The organism is Enterococcus sp. DIV0213h (assembly GCF_051711285.1).
Lineage (GTDB): Bacteria > Bacillota > Bacilli > Lactobacillales > Enterococcaceae > Enterococcus_D > Enterococcus_D casseliflavus.
Window position 1 is genome coordinate 2,876,626 of record NZ_JBIOMH010000001.1, and the last position, 17,443, is coordinate 2,894,068.

Genomic DNA, 17,443 nt, shown 5'->3' on the forward strand with positions numbered 1-17,443 from the left:
TCACTCTTTCCAAGCAAGTGTTTCTAAGAAAGCAAACACATCCTGCTCTAATTTTTTCCGTTCTGGTCCAACTGTCACCACATGACCACTTTGAGGATACCATTGAAGCGTATAGGGAACATGGGACAATGCCGCTGCGGTTTTGAAAACCGTCTGTGGATCGATCATTTGGTCCCTTCCTGCTTGCGCCAGGAAGATTGGGCGCTCGATTTTTCCTAAATGCTCGGCTGTGGTTTGTCCGACTGTTTCGATTCCTTGCAGTTGTTCTCTGACCTTACGAGGGACTTCTGCCAATATTTCTTTTTGGGTCGCCTCATCTAAATCAGCGTAGGGTATGACCATTTCAGCATACTTTTCAAAATTGACTGGTACTTCGTTCTTGGTTTCAAATAACGGTGAGCAAAAAAGACCGCCGCCCATCAATGTTGGGTCTTGCGTCAAACGATCCATCGCTAAAATCCCACCCATCGAAAGTCCAAGAACGGCAACTTCCTCATAGCCTTTTTCTTTCACATAAGCAACTGCATCCGCAGCATCCTGCTGCCAAACAGTCATTCCTTGATTTAAGATATCATCTGGATTCGGTGTACCATGTCCAGTAAACATCGGTGTATAAACCGTGTAGTCTTTTTGTTCTAACGAACGACAAAGCATGCGCACATCGTTAGGACTGCCTGAATAGGCATGGAACAAAATGACCGCTCGTTTGCCGTGTTCAGCAAAAACCGGTTTTGGTTGATTAAATGTTTTCATGTTTCCTTTCACCTCACGTCCAATTCTACCATAGTTAGCAAGAATACTTCGACAAATGCGATCAAAATCTTCCCGTTAAAAAGAAAAAAACCTCTCTTTACGAGAGGTTCGCTAACAAAGTGATTAGTTTGATGAAAGAAAAGCCAAAATAAAGAGCAAGACCATCCAAACAAAACCTAAAATGGCCGTTGAACGCTGCATCACCGCTTCAAATCCACGGGCTTTTTGCTTACCAAACAATTGATCTGCACCGCCAGTAAAGGCACTAGCTGCACTATTTTGCTTGCTAGGCTGCATCATGATCGTAATGACCATTAAAATCGAAATAACGATCACAGCAGTTAATAAGATGTTATACACGTTAGCTCCTCCTTGCTTGCTAAAGTCGTCCTTTCCATTTTAGCATTTTCCGCTGGAAATTACTACTCTCTTTTTGTCATTGACCGTTGCATGACGGTTTAAAAAAAAGACTGTCCTTTCTGACAGCCTTTTTCTCATAGATCACTTTCGTTCAAATCAGCGAACGAGTACGTCATCGTATTCTGGTTTTTCTTTGAACTCTTTGACCGCAAAGGAGCAGACAGGCATAATTTTTTTCTCTTCCCGTCTTGCTTTTTCAACAACCGCTTTGAGTAATTTTTGCGCCAATTGCTGGCCGCGATAATCAGGATTGACGAAGGTGTGGTCTACTTCTAGAACATCATCTGGCGTTTCTTGCCATGTGATTTCTCCCACCTCTTTTTCTCCATCATACAAAGCAAAACGTTTATTTTCTTCTTTGATTTCCATTGCTTTCTTCCTTTCTATCAGACGATGTCTGTATTTTGTTTGATATTCTCAATGAATTGCAAAACGGTTGGCCAATATTCTGGTGCATCTTTCACTGCCTGTAAATGTCCCATATTCGCAAAGAGGACTTTTTGTTTCGGTCCAGCCGTTGCTTCCATTAAGGTATTGATCTCTTTTTCCGAAAGAAACGAATCTTTTTCTCCTTGTAAAAACAGCACAGGTAAATGGTTGCTGCCGACTTGTCGGGTCACCGAGATCTGCAAGAAGGGATAACCGACTAATTGTTTGCTATAGCGATTCGCTAAGCGCAAAAAGCGTTTGATCGGTAACCGAGAAAATTGCGGCAAGCTTGATCGGATCGCACTGTAAACGGACGTATAGCTGCTGTCTGAGATCAACCCAGCCACTTGCACCGGCATGACTTCTCCACTAGCCAGCAGCAAGGTCGCAGCCCCCATTCCTAAACCATAGAGGAAGATTTGTGTTTGTGGGTCTTTTTCCAAAATCTTATCGATCCACAAAAGTAGATCCATCCGATCTAGCCACCCTAAGCCGATCTCTTTGCCTTCACTGCGGCCATGTGCACGTAAATCAGGAACTAAAACATTGTAACCAGCAGACCAGAATTTCTCGGCTGCCTCTTGACAATCTGCTTGCCCATCACTGCGATACCCATGCAAGCAGATCACCCACGTTTTTGCACACTGATCAAAGACTTCCGCTGTTAGGATCAGATCATCGGCGGTCGTTACCGTACATTCCGAACCTTGTGTCCAAAAAGCCGAACTCTTTGTTGCGATCCGCTCTTTGTATGGAATCCCCAGTTTCTTTCTGCCTTCTTTTTCATACCATTCATTGTTTCGCATAATGATCGCCGAAACAAAATAGCGTACGCCCTTTTTCAAAACAGACGTGCGATATACATAGTACACCAAAAAACCAAAAATAAGCAGTAGTAGCAATAGCCAAACCATAGGATCCCCCCTTAATTTTAGTTTACCATTTACAATGGATTTCAGCCAAAGTTTTGTCGCACGTCTTAAATAAGTCCTATACTTTAAAAAAACTTTGCCCTGACTTCTAGCAGAGAAGCAGGACAAAGTTTTAATTTATTAACTATGTTTTCGTCGATAAAGTATGCCAGCGCTTGTAACGAGTAAAATACTTCCAAGGATACTCCACTCATAAGAAGAGCGCTCGTTTGTCTTAGGCAATCGTTTTTCAGTAGTCGCATGGTTTGCGTCATTCTTGTTGTCATCTTCCGATTGTTTAGAAGTATCTGGCTTTTTAGGTGACAACGGGACCTGCGGCTTTTTAGGATCACTCGGTGTTTTTGGTGTCTCTGGCCCTGTATAAGTGTTGACTAAGTTATAGCCATTTATTTTGGTGGTGTAATCTGGAACTTTTCCTTCTTGGATCGTGTAGGTATAGGCTTTTCCTTCGGCATCGTATTTTGGCAGCTTATCAAAGCGATAGGACCAGTTGCCTTTTTTATCTGCTTTTACGATTTTTTCTGCGTATTTTTCGCCGTTTCGCATCAGATTGACAGTGATGCTTTCAGGGCGGGTGTTGAATTGGTTGTCGTTGTCATTCCAAGTTTTTCTGCCTGAAACTGTGGTTGTTTCCGTATTGACTAGGTCATAGCCGTTTACTTCACTGATATATCCAGAAACGGTTGCTTCTTGAATCGTGTAGACATAGGCTTTTCCCTTGGAATCATACTTAGGCAGATTCTCGAAGTGATAAGTCCAGTTCCCTTCTTTATCGGCTTTTACGATTTGATTGTCGATCTTTTTACCATTTTGCATCAATTCGACAGTGATACTTTCTGGTCGGATGTTGAGCTGATTGTTGTTATCATTCCATGTTTTCGTACCTGAAACTGTTGTTGTTTCCGTATTGCGGTACGTATTGACTAGATCATAACCGTTGATTTCACTGATGTATTCTGGAACATTTTCTTCTTGGATCTTGTAAGTATAGGCTTTTCCTTCGGCATCATACTTAGGCAGATTGTCAAAGCGATAAGTCCAGTTGCCGTGGTTATCTGATTTTACGACTTGCTTGTCGATTTCCTTATCATTTTGTATCAGTTTGACAGTGATGCTTTCAGGACGGGTATTGAATTTGTTGTCGTAGTCATTCCATGTCTTTGTTCCTGATACTTCTGTCGTTTCAGTATTGCGGTAGGTGTTGACTAGGTCATAGCCATTTACTTTGGTGGTGTATCCTTCAACGGGTGTTTCTTGAATTGCGTAGTCATAGGTCTGACCAGATTTGTCAGTTGTTGGTAGATCGGTAAATTCATAATGCCATTCCCCCTCTTTATTTGGGGTAACCGTTTTTGTTTGGAACACTTCACCGTTTTGCAGTAATTGAACCGTAATGCTTGTCGGACGGGTATTAAATTTGTTGTCATAATCGTCCCACGTTTTGGTTCCGCTGACTGTCGTTGTATCAAGAGACAGCAGGTGATTCATTGCAGCTAGTTTGATTATCGGTACAACCGTTTCATTGGCTTGAAGATCCCAGCGGTGGGTTTCCGCATTGACCAATACCGTATCAGCAATGATACTGCCGTCAACATTTTGGTGGACATCAACTGTATCACCAACAGCCAAAATCGTTCCTTGGAAGGGACTATTAATCGAAATCATTTGATTTTCTGGCTGATTAATAAAATTCCACAGGATAACGGCATCATCAAAATCTTCTGTTTCATGACTATTGCGCGTCGTGCCATCTGTATATTCTAGTTTGATTTGCGACTTGATATTAACGGTACTTGCTCCTTCGGTATCCACATTGATGAGCACAGGAGACGTGCCTTTTGTTAGCCCTTTGATGGTAATAGGTGTATCTTTTTCTAATTCTGTTTTTGAAAGAGTAACGACTACCTTTTGATCTTCTTCATCAATAGTGTCTGCCGAAAAGGAAATTGGTTTCTTATCGATTAGATAACCGTCTGGCGCTTCTGTTTCAACAAAGGAATAGTCCCCTTCTGGAAGATCCGTTTCGATTACTTGTCCATCATCATTTGTGACCTCTTCATCAACCTCTTTATGTGTCTTTTTATTTTGAAGTTCGTAAACACCGTCATCAAGCGGGTTTCCTTGTTCATCCGTTAAGGTCAACACCACCTCTTGCGTATCATTTTCAGCACGGGCGGTATTGATGACCCGCTGATTATTATCAGTAAAGTCTTTGGTTACACCGGGCGTTTGCGGATAGGCTCCTAGCCTTTCTGACGTCGCCTGTAACGTTGAGAATACCTTTTTAAAATCTATATACGGTTCACTTGCGGATTGATCTTGGAAAACTTCGGAAGTTTTCAAGTGATCCATTCTCTGTCCATTTACAAAAACGGCAGGTTGTTGATTTTGATCTGCTAAATCTACTGTGACTGATGGGCCAAAGACAACTTTGTTTTTTCTGCTATCAGTTCCTGACACAAAAGAAGAATTTGCGATAGTATTGACCTTTTGAATATAATTGATTTCTGTTGCCAACGAACCATCCTGAATACTGGTTCCAAAATTGACATTGCCATTTAGTTCTCCCACTGCTAAGTTTCCGTTCGTATGGGTATTTAGCGTCGCATGGTTAGCAAAAATATGAAAATATTGGGCTTCTCCAAGAAGTGCGTTATCAACTTCTGGCACATCATTCTTAAAGCTGCCGCCACTTGATAGTTGTGAAACTGCTGGCGCACTTGCTTGTGTATCAGGTGTTGATTCTATTGCTGTTGATGCGGTAGTTGACTCTGCTTGTGGTTGTGACTCGCTGCTTTTTGTGGCAGGCTGTTTTTCGGAAGCCTCTGTTTGTTCCTGACTGTCAGCAAGCACTGCTTCGGCACTCGTTGCTTCTGTGGATGATTGATTGTCAGGTAAAACAACTGCTACATCTGTTGTGTTGATAATGTCTTCTTTCACTTGTCCATTTTCTTCCTCTGTTTGAAGAAATGCGGATTTGATTGTCAAAGTTTTAAGAGCTTTTGTTTGAAACGTTAGCGTCATTTGGCTAAAGGAGCTGCTAGTAGTTTCTTCCATCAGCTGCTGTCTTTGCGGATCATATGTAAATGGCGTGCCGTTGCTTTGGATTGATTCTGGCAGAACCGTTTGTTCTCCTTCACTCAAGCTGAATGCCAGTTGATTAGCAGCAGACTGCTGATTCTTTTCTACCTCGATCGTCCAAGTGATTTTTCCTGTCGTAGGATCTGGTAATGAGGTCACTTGCGCTGTTCCTTTTTCATTTTGAAATAGAATTATTTTGGTGTTTCCCTCGGTGTCCGCATGAGCTGTAACGACTGATAACAATGGTGTCACATAGGACATCACAAGCAAAGACAACATAACAATCGGGTAAGATATTTTTTTCACATAAGTACGCATTTCTCTTCCTCCAAACAACAAATTTTACTCAGGTGATTATCCTAATCGGAAAGAAGAGAAAAAGCAAAGCTAGTAAAATTTCAATTCTGTGAAAAAAGTGAGAGAAACCATTGATACTTGTCTTTTGATTCCAAGCTAATTTGTGAAAATGAAATAAGATTTCTTTAAAATCAAAATACAAAAGAATAATACTTTCATAAAAAATAGTCAAAATCGATAAAGATTGTTTTGATCGTGACCAAAGTCTTTTTGTTTCAACTCAACTACCCAAAGCCTTTCCCACGCCTTCAACAAAATTTCACTTGTTAGAAACTATCATTTTGAAAATACCGATGAAAACTTTCATAAAACATCCATTTATTTTCATTTTATATTAAAAAAATTTTAGCAGATTCTTTAAAACCTTATGGTTATTTTCTGCCTATTTATAAAATCTCTTAACTTTTATGAAACAAAAAACTCTGATGTCGTGGCAGCTGATAAGAATCAGCCGCCCACAGAACATCAGAGCAAATCAATGAAATTGATTATTTATTTTTCAAGTTGTAGAATGCTTGCAAGCCTTTGTATTCAGCAACTTCACCAAGTTGGTCTTCGATACGTAGCAATTGGTTGTATTTTGCAATACGGTCAGTACGTGAAAGAGAACCAGTTTTGATTTGGCCAGCGTTTGTTGCAACTGCGATATCAGAGATTGTTGAATCTTCTGTTTCACCTGAACGGTGAGAAACGACTGCAGTGTAACCAGCTTCTTTCGCCATTTCGATAGCATTGAATGTTTCAGTCAATGTACCGATTTGGTTAACTTTGATCAGGATTGAGTTACCGATACCGTTTTTGATTCCTTTTTCAAGGATTTCAGTATTTGTAACGAACAAGTCATCCCCTACTAATTGAACTTTGTCGCCTAAGCGTTCAGTTAATAGTTTCCAACCATCCCAGTCGTTTTCATCCATACCGTCTTCGATAGTGATGATTGGGTATTTGTTAACTAATTCTTCTAAGTAGTCAACTTGTTCAGCAGCAGTACGTTTTACGCCGTTTTCGCCTTCAAATTTAGAGTAGTCGTAAACACCGTTTTCGTAAAATTCTGATGATGCACAGTCAAATCCTAGGTATACGTCTTTACCTGGTTCTAAACCAGCAGCTTTGATTGCTTCTAAGATTGTTTCAACACCGTCTTCAGTTCCTTCAAAACGAGGAGCGAAACCACCTTCGTCACCTACTGAAGTTTCTAAACCACGTTTAGACAAGATTGATTTCAAAGCGTGGAATACTTCAGTACCCCAACGTAAGCCTTCTTTGAATGTAGGTGCGCCTACAGGCAAGATCATGAATTCTTGGAAAGCGATTGGTGCGTCAGAGTGAGAACCACCGTTGACGATGTTCATCATAGGAGTTGGCAATACTTTTGTATTGAATCCGCCTAAGTAGTGGTATAAAGGTACTTCTAGGTAATCAGCAGCTGCACGAGCAACAGCGATAGAAACACCAAGAATCGCGTTTGCGCCTAATTTGCCTTTGTTAGGAGTTCCGTCTAAAGCGATCATTGCTTTATCGATAGCCATTTGGTCACGTACATCGTAGCCGATGATAGCTTCTGCAATGATGTTATTTACATTGTCAACTGCTTTCGTTACACCTTTACCGCCATAACGAGCTTTGTCGCCATCACGTAATTCAACTGCTTCGTGTTCACCTGTTGAAGCTCCTGAAGGAACCATTCCGCGGCCGAAAGCACCTGATTCTGTGTAGACTTCTACTTCGATAGTTGGGTTACCACGTGAGTCTAAGACTTCGCGTGCGTAAACATCAGTAATAATTGACATGTTTTGTCTCTCCTTTGAGTTTGTTTTATCTTAAGGGGAAAGCCCCTTGCGAACAACTTAATTGTAGTGAAAAAATCACGATTCTGCAAATGTTATTTTCATGAAAATGAAATTATTTTACAGCATCTAATAATGCTAGGAATGAATCAGCTTGCAAGCTTGCGCCGCCAACTAATGCTCCGTCAACATTTTCTTTTGCCATGTATTCAGCAATGTTTTCAGGTTTTACAGAACCGCCGTATTGGATACGCACGCTATCTGAAACTTCTTTGCCGTATAATTTTTCAACGGTTTTGCGGACAACGCCACAAATTTCGTCTGCGATGTTTGCATCCGCTGATTTACCAGTACCGATCGCCCAGATTGGTTCGTACGCAATCACAAGATTACTTACTTGACCGTCTGTTAAACCGTCTAAGCCAGCAGTGATTTGTCCTTCGATCCACTCCGCTGTTTTGCCAGCTTCATAGGTTTCTAAAGATTCACCACAGCATAGGATTGGGATCATGCCGTTTGAAAAGATTGCTTTGGCTTTTTTGTTGATGTCTTCATCTGTCTCATGGAAGTATTCACGACGTTCTGAATGACCAATGATGACATAGTCAACACCTAGATCTGCTAAAGCTGCTGGTGAAGTTTCACCAGTAAAGGCACCTTCATTTTCCCAGTAGCTGTTTTGAGCAGCAATTTTTAATTCTGTTCCTTCAGCAGCATTCACTAATGTTTCTAAGAATAGAGCTGGCGAACCGATCACAGAGTCAACTGTATCGTTGCTAGGAATTTTTGTTTTGACTGCTTCAGCGAATTCTTTTGCTTCTTTCGCAGTTTTGTTCATTTTCCAGTTTCCGGCAATAATTGGTTTGCGCATGTTCTGGCACTCCTTTTCGTTATCAAGCGTGCAAAGGAGATCCTTTGCACGGCTTGTCATTGATTATTTATCGTTGATCGCCGCTAGGCCAGGAAGTGTTTTTCCTTCTAGCAATTCAAGGCTGGCACCGCCACCTGTTGAGATGTGGGTAAATTTGTCAGCAAAACCTAATTGTTCTGCTGCAGCTGCAGAGTCACCGCCACCGATGATCGTTGTTGCATCTTCAAGGTTGGCAATTGCTTCACAAACACCGATCGTACCGTTTGCGAAGTTAGACATTTCAAACACACCCATAGGTCCGTTCCAAACGACTGTTTTTGCGCCTTTTAATGTTTCAGCAAACAAAGCGATAGTTTCAGGTCCGATATCTAAGCCCATTTGTCCTTCAGGAACATCACCAGTATGTTCTTCTGTTGGGACATCATTTGAAAATTCAGCAGCAGTGATTGAATCAACTGGTAATACTAATTTATCGCCAGCTTTTTCGATCAATTCTTTTGCTAATTCTACTTTGTCTGCTTCCACAAGAGAATTACCGATTTCCATGCCTTTTGCTTTGTAGAACGTATACGTCATTCCGCCGCCGATCAAGATTTTGTCTGCTTTAGGAATCAAGTTTTCGATTACGCCGATTTTGTCAGATACTTTTGCTCCACCAAGAATCGCGATCATTGGACGTTTTGGTTCTTCGACTGCTTCACCGATGAATTTGATTTCTTTTTCCATTAAGAAACCAGCAACTGTTGGGATACCTGTTGAAGCGATCCCTACGTTTGACGCGTGTGCGCGGTGTGCGGTACCAAAGGCATCATTTACAAAAACATCGCCTAAAGAAGCCCAGTATTTACCTAGTTCAGGATCGTTTTTGCTTTCTTTTTTGCCATCGATGTCTTCGAAACGAGTGTTTTCAAAAACAACGACATCGCCATCTTGCATGTTGTTGATCGCTGCTTCTAATTTTTCGCCGCGGGTTTCATCCACGAAAGTTACTTCTTTGCCTAACAATTCGCCTAGACGTTTCGCAACTGGCGCTAAAGATTTTCCAGCTTTATCTGCTTCTTCTTTCACACGACCTAAGTGTGAGAAAAGAATTGCTTTTCCGCCGTTTTCGATCACGTAATTGATTGTTGGTAATGCTGCTTTGATCCGTGTATCGTCTCCGATCACTCCATCTTTCAATGGAACGTTGAAGTCCACACGTACAAGAACTTTTTTATCTTTTAAATCGATATCTTGAACTGTCATTTTCGCCATGAACAGATTCCTCCTAGCATAATTGTTAAAAAAAGCGGAGAAGCGCGATGCTTCCCCGCTTTCTCTTGCGATGGTTTAAATTAAAGTCGTTCGCAACTCTTATAGGTTAGCGAAGTATTCTAAAGTACGTACTAATTGTGCAGTGTATGACATTTCATTGTCGTACCAAGCAACAGTTTTAACTAATTGTTTGTCGCCAACAGTCATAACTTTTGTTTGAGTTGCATCAAATAATGAACCGTAAGTCATACCAACGATATCAGAAGAAACGATTTCGTCTGTGTTGTAACCGTAAGATTCGTTTGAAGCTTCTTTCATTGCTGCATTGATTTCATCAACAGTTACTTCTTTGTCAAGAACAGTAACTAATTCAGTTAATGAACCAGTTGCAACAGGAACACGTTGAGCAGCACCATCTAATTTGCCGTTCAATTCTGGGATTACTAAGCCGATCGCTTTAGCAGCACCAGTTGAGTTAGGCACGATGTTTGCAGCAGCAGCACGGGCACGGCGGAAGTCACCTTTAGGGTGTGGTCCGTCTAGAGTCATTTGGTCACCTGTGTAAGCGTGGATTGTAGTCATTAATCCTTCAATCACACCAAATTTGTCGTTCAATGTTTTCGCCATAGGAGCTAAACAGTTTGTTGTACATGAAGCACCAGAGATAACTGTTTCTTCACCTGTTAAAGTTTCATGGTTTGTGTTGTAAACGATTGTTGGAACATCGTTTCCACCAGGAGCTGAGATAACTACACGTTTTGCACCAGCTGTTAAATGTTTTTCAGCAGCTGCTTTAGAAGTGAAGAATCCAGTACATTCTAACACGATTTCAACACCTAGTTCGCCCCAAGGCAATTCTTCAGGGTTGCGGTTAGCTAAAACTTTGATTTCGTTTCCGTTCACATTGAATGAACCTTCGTGAACTTCAACTGTACCGTTGAAACGTCCTTGTGTTGTATCATATTTTAACAAGTGAGCTAACATTTTAGCATCTGTTAAGTCATTGATAGCCACAACTTCGATTCCTTCTACTTCTTGGATACGACGAAATGCTAAGCGTCCGATACGTCCAAATCCATTAATACCTACTTTAACTGTCATTTAAGATTTCCTCCTTATGAAAATCATAAAAATATTTATTTTAAAGGGTTGCCCCTTTTAAAATCTCATTTGCGCAAGCTTCATCGGTGATGAGCCAGGTTTGTTTTGGTGCATTTTTCATGTATGCATTGACCGCTTTGGCTTTTGATTGTCCGCCAGCGACCGCAAAAATGATTGGGACTTTTTGCAAATCTTTTAATTGAAGTCCGATGCGAGGAACTTTGTAGACGACCTCACCAGCTTCGTTAAAGAAATACCCAAAGGATTCTGCAACTGCATTTTTTTGTTTTAACATCAGAATTTCTTGTTCTGACATTTTTCTTCGAGCCGCCATATGCAACGCCCGTCCAATACTATGAATAACACAATTCGCTTGACTTATCAAGTTTAAGACATCAACGATGGCGGGTTCTTTCAAGAGAAACTCGTAGGTGTTCATGCTTAATTGTTCTGGTACAAACAAGGAGCGATAATCGCCGTTTGTCTGCATCGCCATTACTGAGCTGACTGAGTTTGCTTGCACGTTGACTGATTCTCCGATACCGCCACGGGCTGGAACAAACAAGTTATGACGTTTGGCGGTTTCCAAATTGCCCAATTCCTCGGCAACTTTCGCCATTGTCGTCCCTCCCATCACTGCGATGGTGTTTTTGCCTTCTGGCAATAAGAGATCCAACGATTCATTCAGCAACTGGCCAAATTCAGCAATCACTTTCGGTTGTCGATCACCATCGCCGCTCGCAATCAAACAACGTTCGATGCCAAAGGTCTCTGATAATCGTTTTTCGATTTGGTGCATTCCGAACAGCTGATCCATCAGTGCACCGATCTTCGTGTACACTTCTTCTCCATAGGCGGTCAATTGCATGCCGCTTTTTGAAGAGTCGATCAGTTTTAGCTTTTTAAGGATATCTGTTTCCGTCCTCAACACGCGTTCCGTCATTGATAAACTTTCCGAAAGTGTCCGGCGGCCAACGGGCTGCATCCAATAAATATTTCTTAAGATACGGTAACGTTCCTGGAGTACAGCGAGAATATCCGGGGTGATTGCCTCAATCAATTTTAATTCATCGAGCATTTTATATCCTCCCGTTGGACAATTTTCGTCCTACAATGACTTAAAATGACCCATCGATTGCAAAAAAAATTTAAATTTGTTTCCTACACCAATAATAGTAGCACTTATCGCCTTGATACGCAACTATTTCAGTCACAAAATCTTGCTTTTCATAAAATCGTCATAATTTGAAAAAGAGGAAAGGATCGATAAAAAAAGGAAAGGCTTTGCTGCCTTTCCTACTCGTTAATAGTACGTTTTGCTTTACTCGAATCGTTTCCGCTTGGAAGAACCTGGGATATTCATAGCTTCACGATACTTTGCCACCGTTCGTCTGGAAATATCGATGCCCTGGGCTTTGAGGGCATCTGTCAACTTCTGATCTGACAATGGTTTGTTTTTGTTTTCTTCATCGATCAGTGCCTTTAGCTGCTGTTTGATCGATGCCGTCGTCAGGTCATCACCGCTTTCTTGTGTCGAAACTTTCTGTCCAAAAAATAGTTTTAATTCAAACACCCCAAAGGAGGTTTCCAAGTATTTCCCGTTGACCGCTCGGCTGACCGTTGATTCATGAATCCCTAATTCTTCGGCAACTTCTCTTAAAACCAATGGCTTTAATGGGCGATCTGGTTGAGTGAAAAACTCCTTTTGCCGTGCAACGATCTGCACCCCGACACGATAGATGGTATCCCCTCGTTGCAGCAAGGTCTTTTTCAGCCACTCGAACTCTTGGGCTTTATTGTCTAAATAACTTAAGACCTCTGGATCACCGCTTTGCTTCAATTGATCAAAATATTGCTGCTGAAAGCGAACCTCTGGTAAGGCGCGTTTGTTTGATTTCACGATCGGCTGTCCTTTTTCAACCGTCACCCGCAGGTCAGGAACGATGTAAAGCCCATCGGTTGACCCAAACGCAGCCCCTGGTGTGGGGGTCAATGTTTGAACATAATCAAAGACCTTTTGGATCTCAGTTAATGGAATCTGCAGCGCTTTGCTGATTTTGTCCCACTTGCGCTCTGCCATTTCCGTAAAAAATTCTTCTAAAATGAGATAGGCCATTGGCGGCGCATAGTCATCTCTTTCCGTTTGCAGCATCAAACACTCTCTTAGATCACGAGCACCGACGCCTGCTGGATCTAGCTGCTGGATCAAGGTCAAGGCATCGAGCATTTGGATTGGGGTCCCACCAACAAGTTTTCCAGCTTCTTCCAGATCAATCGTCAAAAAGCCGTTTAAATCAATGTACTCGACTAAAAATAAAACGATCGTCCGCAAGAAGGTATCTCGGTAGTTTAAATGCACTTGATCAATGAGGTATTCGAATAAAGACGTATGCTGGTCAGGGATCTGGCTTAAATAATCCATCAATTGTTCTGATGAGCCATTGCTTTTGCTTGGTGTGATGGGCGAATCATATTCCCCCAGATCAATCAATGGATTTTCTAATGCTTGGTTATCTATGAAGGACAATAATTCGTCTGCAGAAAATTGCAACACTTGGATCGATTGCTGTAATTTCTGCGTCATAGCAAGCTTTTGCGTCTGTTTTTGTTGTTGTGAAAATTGCTGTTGAAATTTCATCATTCTACCTCTTGTTTTTTTCACTGAAATTGGTTAAACTAATATTTGTGCTTCGCGCCTTTAGTGTAGTGGATATCACGTAAGATTCCGGTTCTTGAGACGGGGGTTCGATTCCCTCAAGGCGCGTTTTTTCTTTTCGTTACAAGTATACTCGATTCAAATCAATAATTCAAAAGCACTTAGGGACCGCTGATGCGGTTCCTTTTTTATTTGTATCTATGTAAGAAGGCGAACTCGTCCTTCAACGATTAAAAGCTGCTTGCAGCCATAAGGCGAAAAAAAGAAGAGGATTACTCCTCTTCTTCCTCTTCATCCGCAAAATCATCTTCATCATCGTCATCGATAATGGTTAGATCTTCCTCAATGCTGTCAGGTAATTCTTCTTCATCATCGGTGCTATTGTCGGCGCCGATTTCTTGCAAGTCTGAATTGTATGCCGAGATTTCTTCATCCTCGTCATCATCATCATCAAAGAGATCATCTTCTTCGTCATCTGACAAATCAGTATCCTCAGGATCATCATCGTTATAATCGATTGCGTCTTCATCATCGTTGATAAAGGCATTGACTTTTTTACGTTTGCGACGACGTGGTGTATCTTCATCCTCATCTTCGATGCCATGGTTGACTTCTTCATCGATCGAATCAATGGCGTACCATGAACGTAAGCCCCAACGATTGTCGCCTAAAGAAATAAAACTACCGTCGATATTCAAGTCTGTATAAAACTGCGCCAATGAATCACGAATCTCGCTGTCTGAAGTTTCAAGATAGTTTTGAATTTGGTTGACCAAATCAGAAAAATCCATCACGTCACCGCGCTGCTCTAAAATCGCATGGGCAACTTCAATCATCGACAATTCGTTTTTATTTACACCTTCAAATACATTAATTTCCAAACGGGACACGTCCTTTCACAGTCTACTCCTAATCATACAAAATTACGCCTCAAATTGCAATTTTTTCTTTCAATTTCCCTTTGATCAAGCGGTAAATTCTAAAGATAGTTTGTATTCGCCGACTTTGTCAGCAGCCATGAACAAGTCATAATCGATATCGATCTTTCCCGAGTATGGACGGTCTTTCAAGCTAACGTGCAGGTGATTGGTGAAGGTGTGGAACATCATCAAGCCATACGGGGTTTGGTAGCTCGTCTCTAACCGTTCCTTATAAGAAAATTTCAAACGCATGCGCATTTCCCCTGAGCGAATCAATTGAATCAATCCGTCTGGCATGATTTTCATCGTGACGGGAACGTCGGTACCGTCTGGCTGGATCTCTTTGTAACGGATATATAAGGTATCACCGATCTTGACTGCTTGTCCTTGCAGATCAAACAGAAAGTTCTCTGTTTCCCCTGCTTGACGTACATTGGTTGTTAAATGAATCGAGATTGGGATTCCTTTTGATAATTCTTGCATGTACGTGTGCCTCCTTTGAAGATTTCAGTTTCATTCTTGCTTTTTTTCATTCGTTTGTCAATCATTTCAGTTGATTCTCCTTGGTCTATTTCTTCATTGAAAATAAAAAAGCGAAAACAAAAGCAAGTTTTCATTCTTTTCTCCAAGTAATTTTCCAAGAATCGTATATAATAAGGATAACAAGTATTTTTAAAGGAGTTTAACCGATTTGACTATCTATATAATGGATCAAACCTTACCACGTATCCACAATCCTTATGAGCCGTTTGCTTTTACCGATGTTGCCACCGAAGCTGCTGGCAAACTGGAACAAGTTTATTGTCATTTTTGGCAGTTGTCCGATACGATGATTTTAGGAATGAAAGATACCCGGCTGCCTTTTTTGATAGATGGTCTGCAGGTTTTGAAAGAAGCTGGCTATGCCTCGATCATCCGCAACTCAGGCGGGCTTGGGGTCATCAATGATGCCGGTATTTTGAATGTCTCCCTCATTTTCCCTAAACATTTGGCTGCCACTACGGATGCAGCCTATGAAATGATGGCGACATTGTTGCAAACAGCCTTTCCTGAGCGGACAATTTTGGCTTATGAAATTGCTGACTCGTACTGCCCAGGCACCTATGACCTGAGTATTGACGGAAAAAAAATTGCTGGCACAGCACAACGACGGATCAAAGACGGCGTGGCTGTCATGATGTATCTGAGCATCAATGGCGACCAACCAGCCCGCGGCTCTCTCGTTCGTCGTTTTTACCAAGCAGGTTTAAAAGAGCGCTTTGGTACGGATGGCTATCCAGCCGTCAATCCTGCGAGCATGACCACTTTAGAAGCGGCTCTCGGCCGTAAGTTTACCACACAAGAGGTGATTGACCGCTTGCAAAAAGCCCTGCTTTTCTTGATCACAGACCAATCCCTATATCCGCTTGAGTCACTGGATCAATGGCTTTCAGAAAATGACCTTAGCGAACAAATGCAGCAACGCTTAGCTGGCATGGAAAAGCGAAATCACCCAATAAAGGAGTTTAGCGATGAGCCTACCATATAAATATCAAACCTTAGCGATAGAAAAAGTGTTTCGTGACCCTGTTCACAACTATGTCCATGTGCAGCACCAAGTGATTTTAGACTTGATCAATTCCAAAGAAGTGCAGCGTTTGCGACGAATCAAACAACTAGGGACTGCTTCTTTCACCTTTCACGGAGCAGAACACAGCCGCTTTTCTCACTCCTTGGGGGTTTATGAAATCAGCCGCCGCATTTGCGATATTTTCCAACGCAATTATTCGATTGAAAAAGTTGGACCGAACGGCTGGGATGATAAGGAGCGTTTAGTGACCTTGTGTGCAGCATTGCTTCATGATGTGGGCCATGGTCCATACTCCCACACCTTCGAGCATATTTTCCATACAGACCATGAAGCCATCACAGTGGCGATCATCACTTCTCCTGAAACGGAAGTTCATCAGATATTGAACCGAGTGGAAGCTGGATTTCCTGAGAAAGTGGCAAGTGTCATCACTAAAACCTATCCAAATCCCCAAGTCGTTCAAATGATTTCCAGTCAAATCGATGCTGATCGGATGGACTACTTGCTGCGCGATGCTTATTTTACCGGCACTGAATACGGCACGTTTGATCTGACCAGAATTTTACGAGTGATTCGTCCGTACGAAGGCGGTATTGCTTTTTCTATGAATGGCATGCACGCTGTGGAGGACTACATCGTCAGTCGTTACCAAATGTATGTGCAAGTTTATTTCCATGCGAGTTCTCGAGGGATGGAAGTGATCTTAGCCCATTTGCTGGATCGTGCTGCAGAACTTTATCAAGTGGATCAGGAAATGTTTCAAAGCCATTCGCAACTGCTTCTCCCGTTTTTAAAACAAGAATTCACTTTAGATGAATACTTGAAACTCGACGATGGCGTGTTGAATACCTACTTTACCCAATGGACGGAAGAGAATGATCCGATCCTCAGCGATTTAGCCAAGCGGTTCTTAAATCGTAAACCGCTAAAATCCGCTCGCTTTGACGATGAGACGCAGTTGCCGATGATTGAAGAAATGCAGGGACTGGTGGAAAAAGTCGGCTTCAATCCCCGCTACTATACTGCCATCAATTCAAGCTTCGATCTGCCTTATGATTTTTATCGACCAACTTCTGGTAAGCATCGGACACAGATCGAATTACAGGAAAAAGATGGTTCCCTTGTAGAATTATCCCAAGCCAGTCAACTTGTTGCAGCCTTAGCAGGACAAACCCAAGGTGACCAACGCTTTTATTTTCCAAAAGAAATGATTGACCCCAACATCCAAAATCACTATGATTTATTTGGAGAGACGTATCAAGAGTTTGCCAAGCACATTCGCAATGGTGCTTTGATCAAACCAAGCCACTAG

At 41.8% G+C, this 17,443-nt stretch carries 15 protein-coding genes and 1 tRNA gene; 3 read left to right on the forward strand and 13 right to left on the reverse strand.

The window, feature by feature from the left end; genetic code table 11:
- The 11 genes from IGI77_RS13495 to rpoN form a co-directional block, all read right to left on the reverse strand.
- Positions 1-753: an alpha/beta hydrolase gene (locus IGI77_RS13495; protein WP_074536100.1), complete on the reverse strand. Its 753-nt coding sequence runs from the start codon at positions 751-753 to the stop codon at positions 1-3.
- 123 nt (positions 754-876) lie between these two features.
- Positions 877-1,113 (reverse strand): preprotein translocase subunit SecG, encoded by a 237-nt coding sequence (gene secG, locus IGI77_RS13500; protein ID WP_005228700.1) that lies wholly within the window; start codon positions 1,111-1,113, stop codon positions 877-879.
- A gap of 156 nt (positions 1,114-1,269) precedes the next feature.
- A complete protein-coding gene (locus IGI77_RS13505) occupies positions 1,270-1,542 on the reverse strand; it encodes a GNAT family N-acetyltransferase (RefSeq protein ID WP_015510184.1) in 273 nt (90 codons plus the stop codon).
- A 17-nt stretch (positions 1,543-1,559) separates the two neighbouring features.
- The gene (locus tag IGI77_RS13510) at positions 1,560-2,516 is read right to left on the reverse strand and encodes an alpha/beta hydrolase (protein WP_074536102.1); all 957 of its coding nucleotides are present in this window, start codon (positions 2,514-2,516) and stop codon (positions 1,560-1,562) included.
- Positions 2,517-2,654: 138 nt separating this feature from the next.
- Positions 2,655-5,933 (reverse strand): Cna B-type domain-containing protein, encoded by a 3,279-nt coding sequence (locus IGI77_RS13515; protein WP_438770206.1) that lies wholly within the window; start codon positions 5,931-5,933, stop codon positions 2,655-2,657.
- Between the two features lie 527 nt (positions 5,934-6,460).
- The gene (eno, locus tag IGI77_RS13520; RefSeq protein WP_005228686.1) at positions 6,461-7,762 is read right to left on the reverse strand and encodes a surface-displayed alpha-enolase; all 1,302 of its coding nucleotides are present in this window, start codon (positions 7,760-7,762) and stop codon (positions 6,461-6,463) included.
- Positions 7,763-7,874: 112 nt separating this feature from the next.
- A complete protein-coding gene (gene tpiA, locus IGI77_RS13525) occupies positions 7,875-8,630 on the reverse strand; it encodes a triose-phosphate isomerase (protein WP_010749804.1) in 756 nt (251 codons plus the stop codon).
- Positions 8,631-8,693: 63 nt separating this feature from the next.
- Complete coding sequence (locus IGI77_RS13530; protein ID WP_005234355.1) at positions 8,694-9,884, reverse strand: phosphoglycerate kinase; 1,191 nt, start codon at positions 9,882-9,884, stop codon at positions 8,694-8,696.
- A 99-nt stretch (positions 9,885-9,983) separates the two neighbouring features.
- Positions 9,984-10,985 carry a type I glyceraldehyde-3-phosphate dehydrogenase gene (gene gap, locus IGI77_RS13535; RefSeq protein ID WP_008380858.1) on the reverse strand — a complete coding sequence of 334 codons (1,002 nt, stop codon included), beginning with the start codon at positions 10,983-10,985 and terminating at the stop codon, positions 9,984-9,986.
- 40 nt (positions 10,986-11,025) lie between these two features.
- Entirely contained in the window at positions 11,026-12,063 is a 1,038-nt protein-coding gene (locus IGI77_RS13540; protein ID WP_005228675.1) for a sugar-binding transcriptional regulator, read from the reverse strand.
- Positions 12,064-12,306: 243 nt separating this feature from the next.
- Complete coding sequence (gene rpoN, locus IGI77_RS13545; protein WP_176323943.1) at positions 12,307-13,626, reverse strand: RNA polymerase factor sigma-54; 1,320 nt, start codon at positions 13,624-13,626, stop codon at positions 12,307-12,309.
- 51 nt (positions 13,627-13,677) lie between these two features.
- On the opposite strand from rpoN, the gene IGI77_RS13550 reads away from it, so the two are divergent.
- Positions 13,678-13,749 (forward strand) — tRNA-Arg (locus tag IGI77_RS13550).
- A 164-nt stretch (positions 13,750-13,913) separates the two neighbouring features.
- Here the strand turns inward: IGI77_RS13550 and rpoE are convergent.
- Together rpoE and IGI77_RS13560 are read right to left on the reverse strand one after the other, a co-directional pair.
- Positions 13,914-14,522 carry a DNA-directed RNA polymerase subunit delta gene (rpoE, locus tag IGI77_RS13555; protein WP_005234347.1) on the reverse strand — a complete coding sequence of 203 codons (609 nt, stop codon included), beginning with the start codon at positions 14,520-14,522 and terminating at the stop codon, positions 13,914-13,916.
- An 84-nt stretch (positions 14,523-14,606) separates the two neighbouring features.
- A complete protein-coding gene (locus IGI77_RS13560) occupies positions 14,607-15,044 on the reverse strand; it encodes a DUF1934 domain-containing protein (protein ID WP_005228669.1) in 438 nt (145 codons plus the stop codon).
- A 223-nt stretch (positions 15,045-15,267) separates the two neighbouring features.
- Here IGI77_RS13560 and IGI77_RS13565 point away from each other — a divergent pair, with 223 nt between their 5' ends.
- Together IGI77_RS13565 and IGI77_RS13570 are read left to right on the forward strand one after the other, a co-directional pair.
- Positions 15,268-16,089 (forward strand): lipoate--protein ligase family protein, encoded by an 822-nt coding sequence (locus tag IGI77_RS13565; RefSeq protein WP_413130786.1) that lies wholly within the window; start codon positions 15,268-15,270, stop codon positions 16,087-16,089.
- Positions 16,073-17,443 (forward strand): HD domain-containing protein, encoded by a 1,371-nt coding sequence (locus tag IGI77_RS13570; RefSeq protein WP_010749809.1) that lies wholly within the window; start codon positions 16,073-16,075, stop codon positions 17,441-17,443. Before IGI77_RS13565 ends, IGI77_RS13570 begins: the two co-directional genes overlap by 17 nt.

Bases quoted from the DNA above. Each gene is read 5' to 3' on its own strand.
- IGI77_RS13495 (WP_074536100.1), bottom strand. From the start codon at position 753: ATGAAAACATTTAATCAACCAAAACCGGTTTTTGCTGAACACGGCAAA.
- IGI77_RS13505 (WP_015510184.1), bottom strand. From the start codon at position 1,542: ATGGAAATCAAAGAAGAAAATAAACGTTTTGCTTTGTATGATGGAGAA.
- IGI77_RS13510 (WP_074536102.1), bottom strand. From the start codon at position 2,516: ATGGTTTGGCTATTGCTACTACTGCTTATTTTTGGTTTTTTGGTGTAC.
- IGI77_RS13515 (WP_438770206.1), bottom strand. From the start codon at position 5,933: ATGCGTACTTATGTGAAAAAAATATCTTACCCGATTGTTATGTTGTCT.
- eno (WP_005228686.1), bottom strand. From the start codon at position 7,762: ATGTCAATTATTACTGATGTTTACGCACGCGAAGTCTTAGACTCACGT.
- tpiA (WP_010749804.1), bottom strand. From the start codon at position 8,630: ATGCGCAAACCAATTATTGCCGGAAACTGGAAAATGAACAAAACTGCG.
- IGI77_RS13530 (WP_005234355.1), bottom strand. From the start codon at position 9,884: ATGGCGAAAATGACAGTTCAAGATATCGATTTAAAAGATAAAAAAGTT.
- gap (WP_008380858.1), bottom strand. From the start codon at position 10,985: ATGACAGTTAAAGTAGGTATTAATGGATTTGGACGTATCGGACGCTTA.
- IGI77_RS13540 (WP_005228675.1), bottom strand. From the start codon at position 12,063: ATGCTCGATGAATTAAAATTGATTGAGGCAATCACCCCGGATATTCTC.
- rpoN (WP_176323943.1), bottom strand. From the start codon at position 13,626: ATGATGAAATTTCAACAGCAATTTTCACAACAACAAAAACAGACGCAA.
- IGI77_RS13560 (WP_005228669.1), bottom strand. From the start codon at position 15,044: ATGCAAGAATTATCAAAAGGAATCCCAATCTCGATTCATTTAACAACC.
- IGI77_RS13565 (WP_413130786.1), top strand. From the start codon at position 15,268: ATGGATCAAACCTTACCACGTATCCACAATCCTTATGAGCCGTTTGCT.
- IGI77_RS13570 (WP_010749809.1), top strand. From the start codon at position 16,073: ATGAGCCTACCATATAAATATCAAACCTTAGCGATAGAAAAAGTGTTT.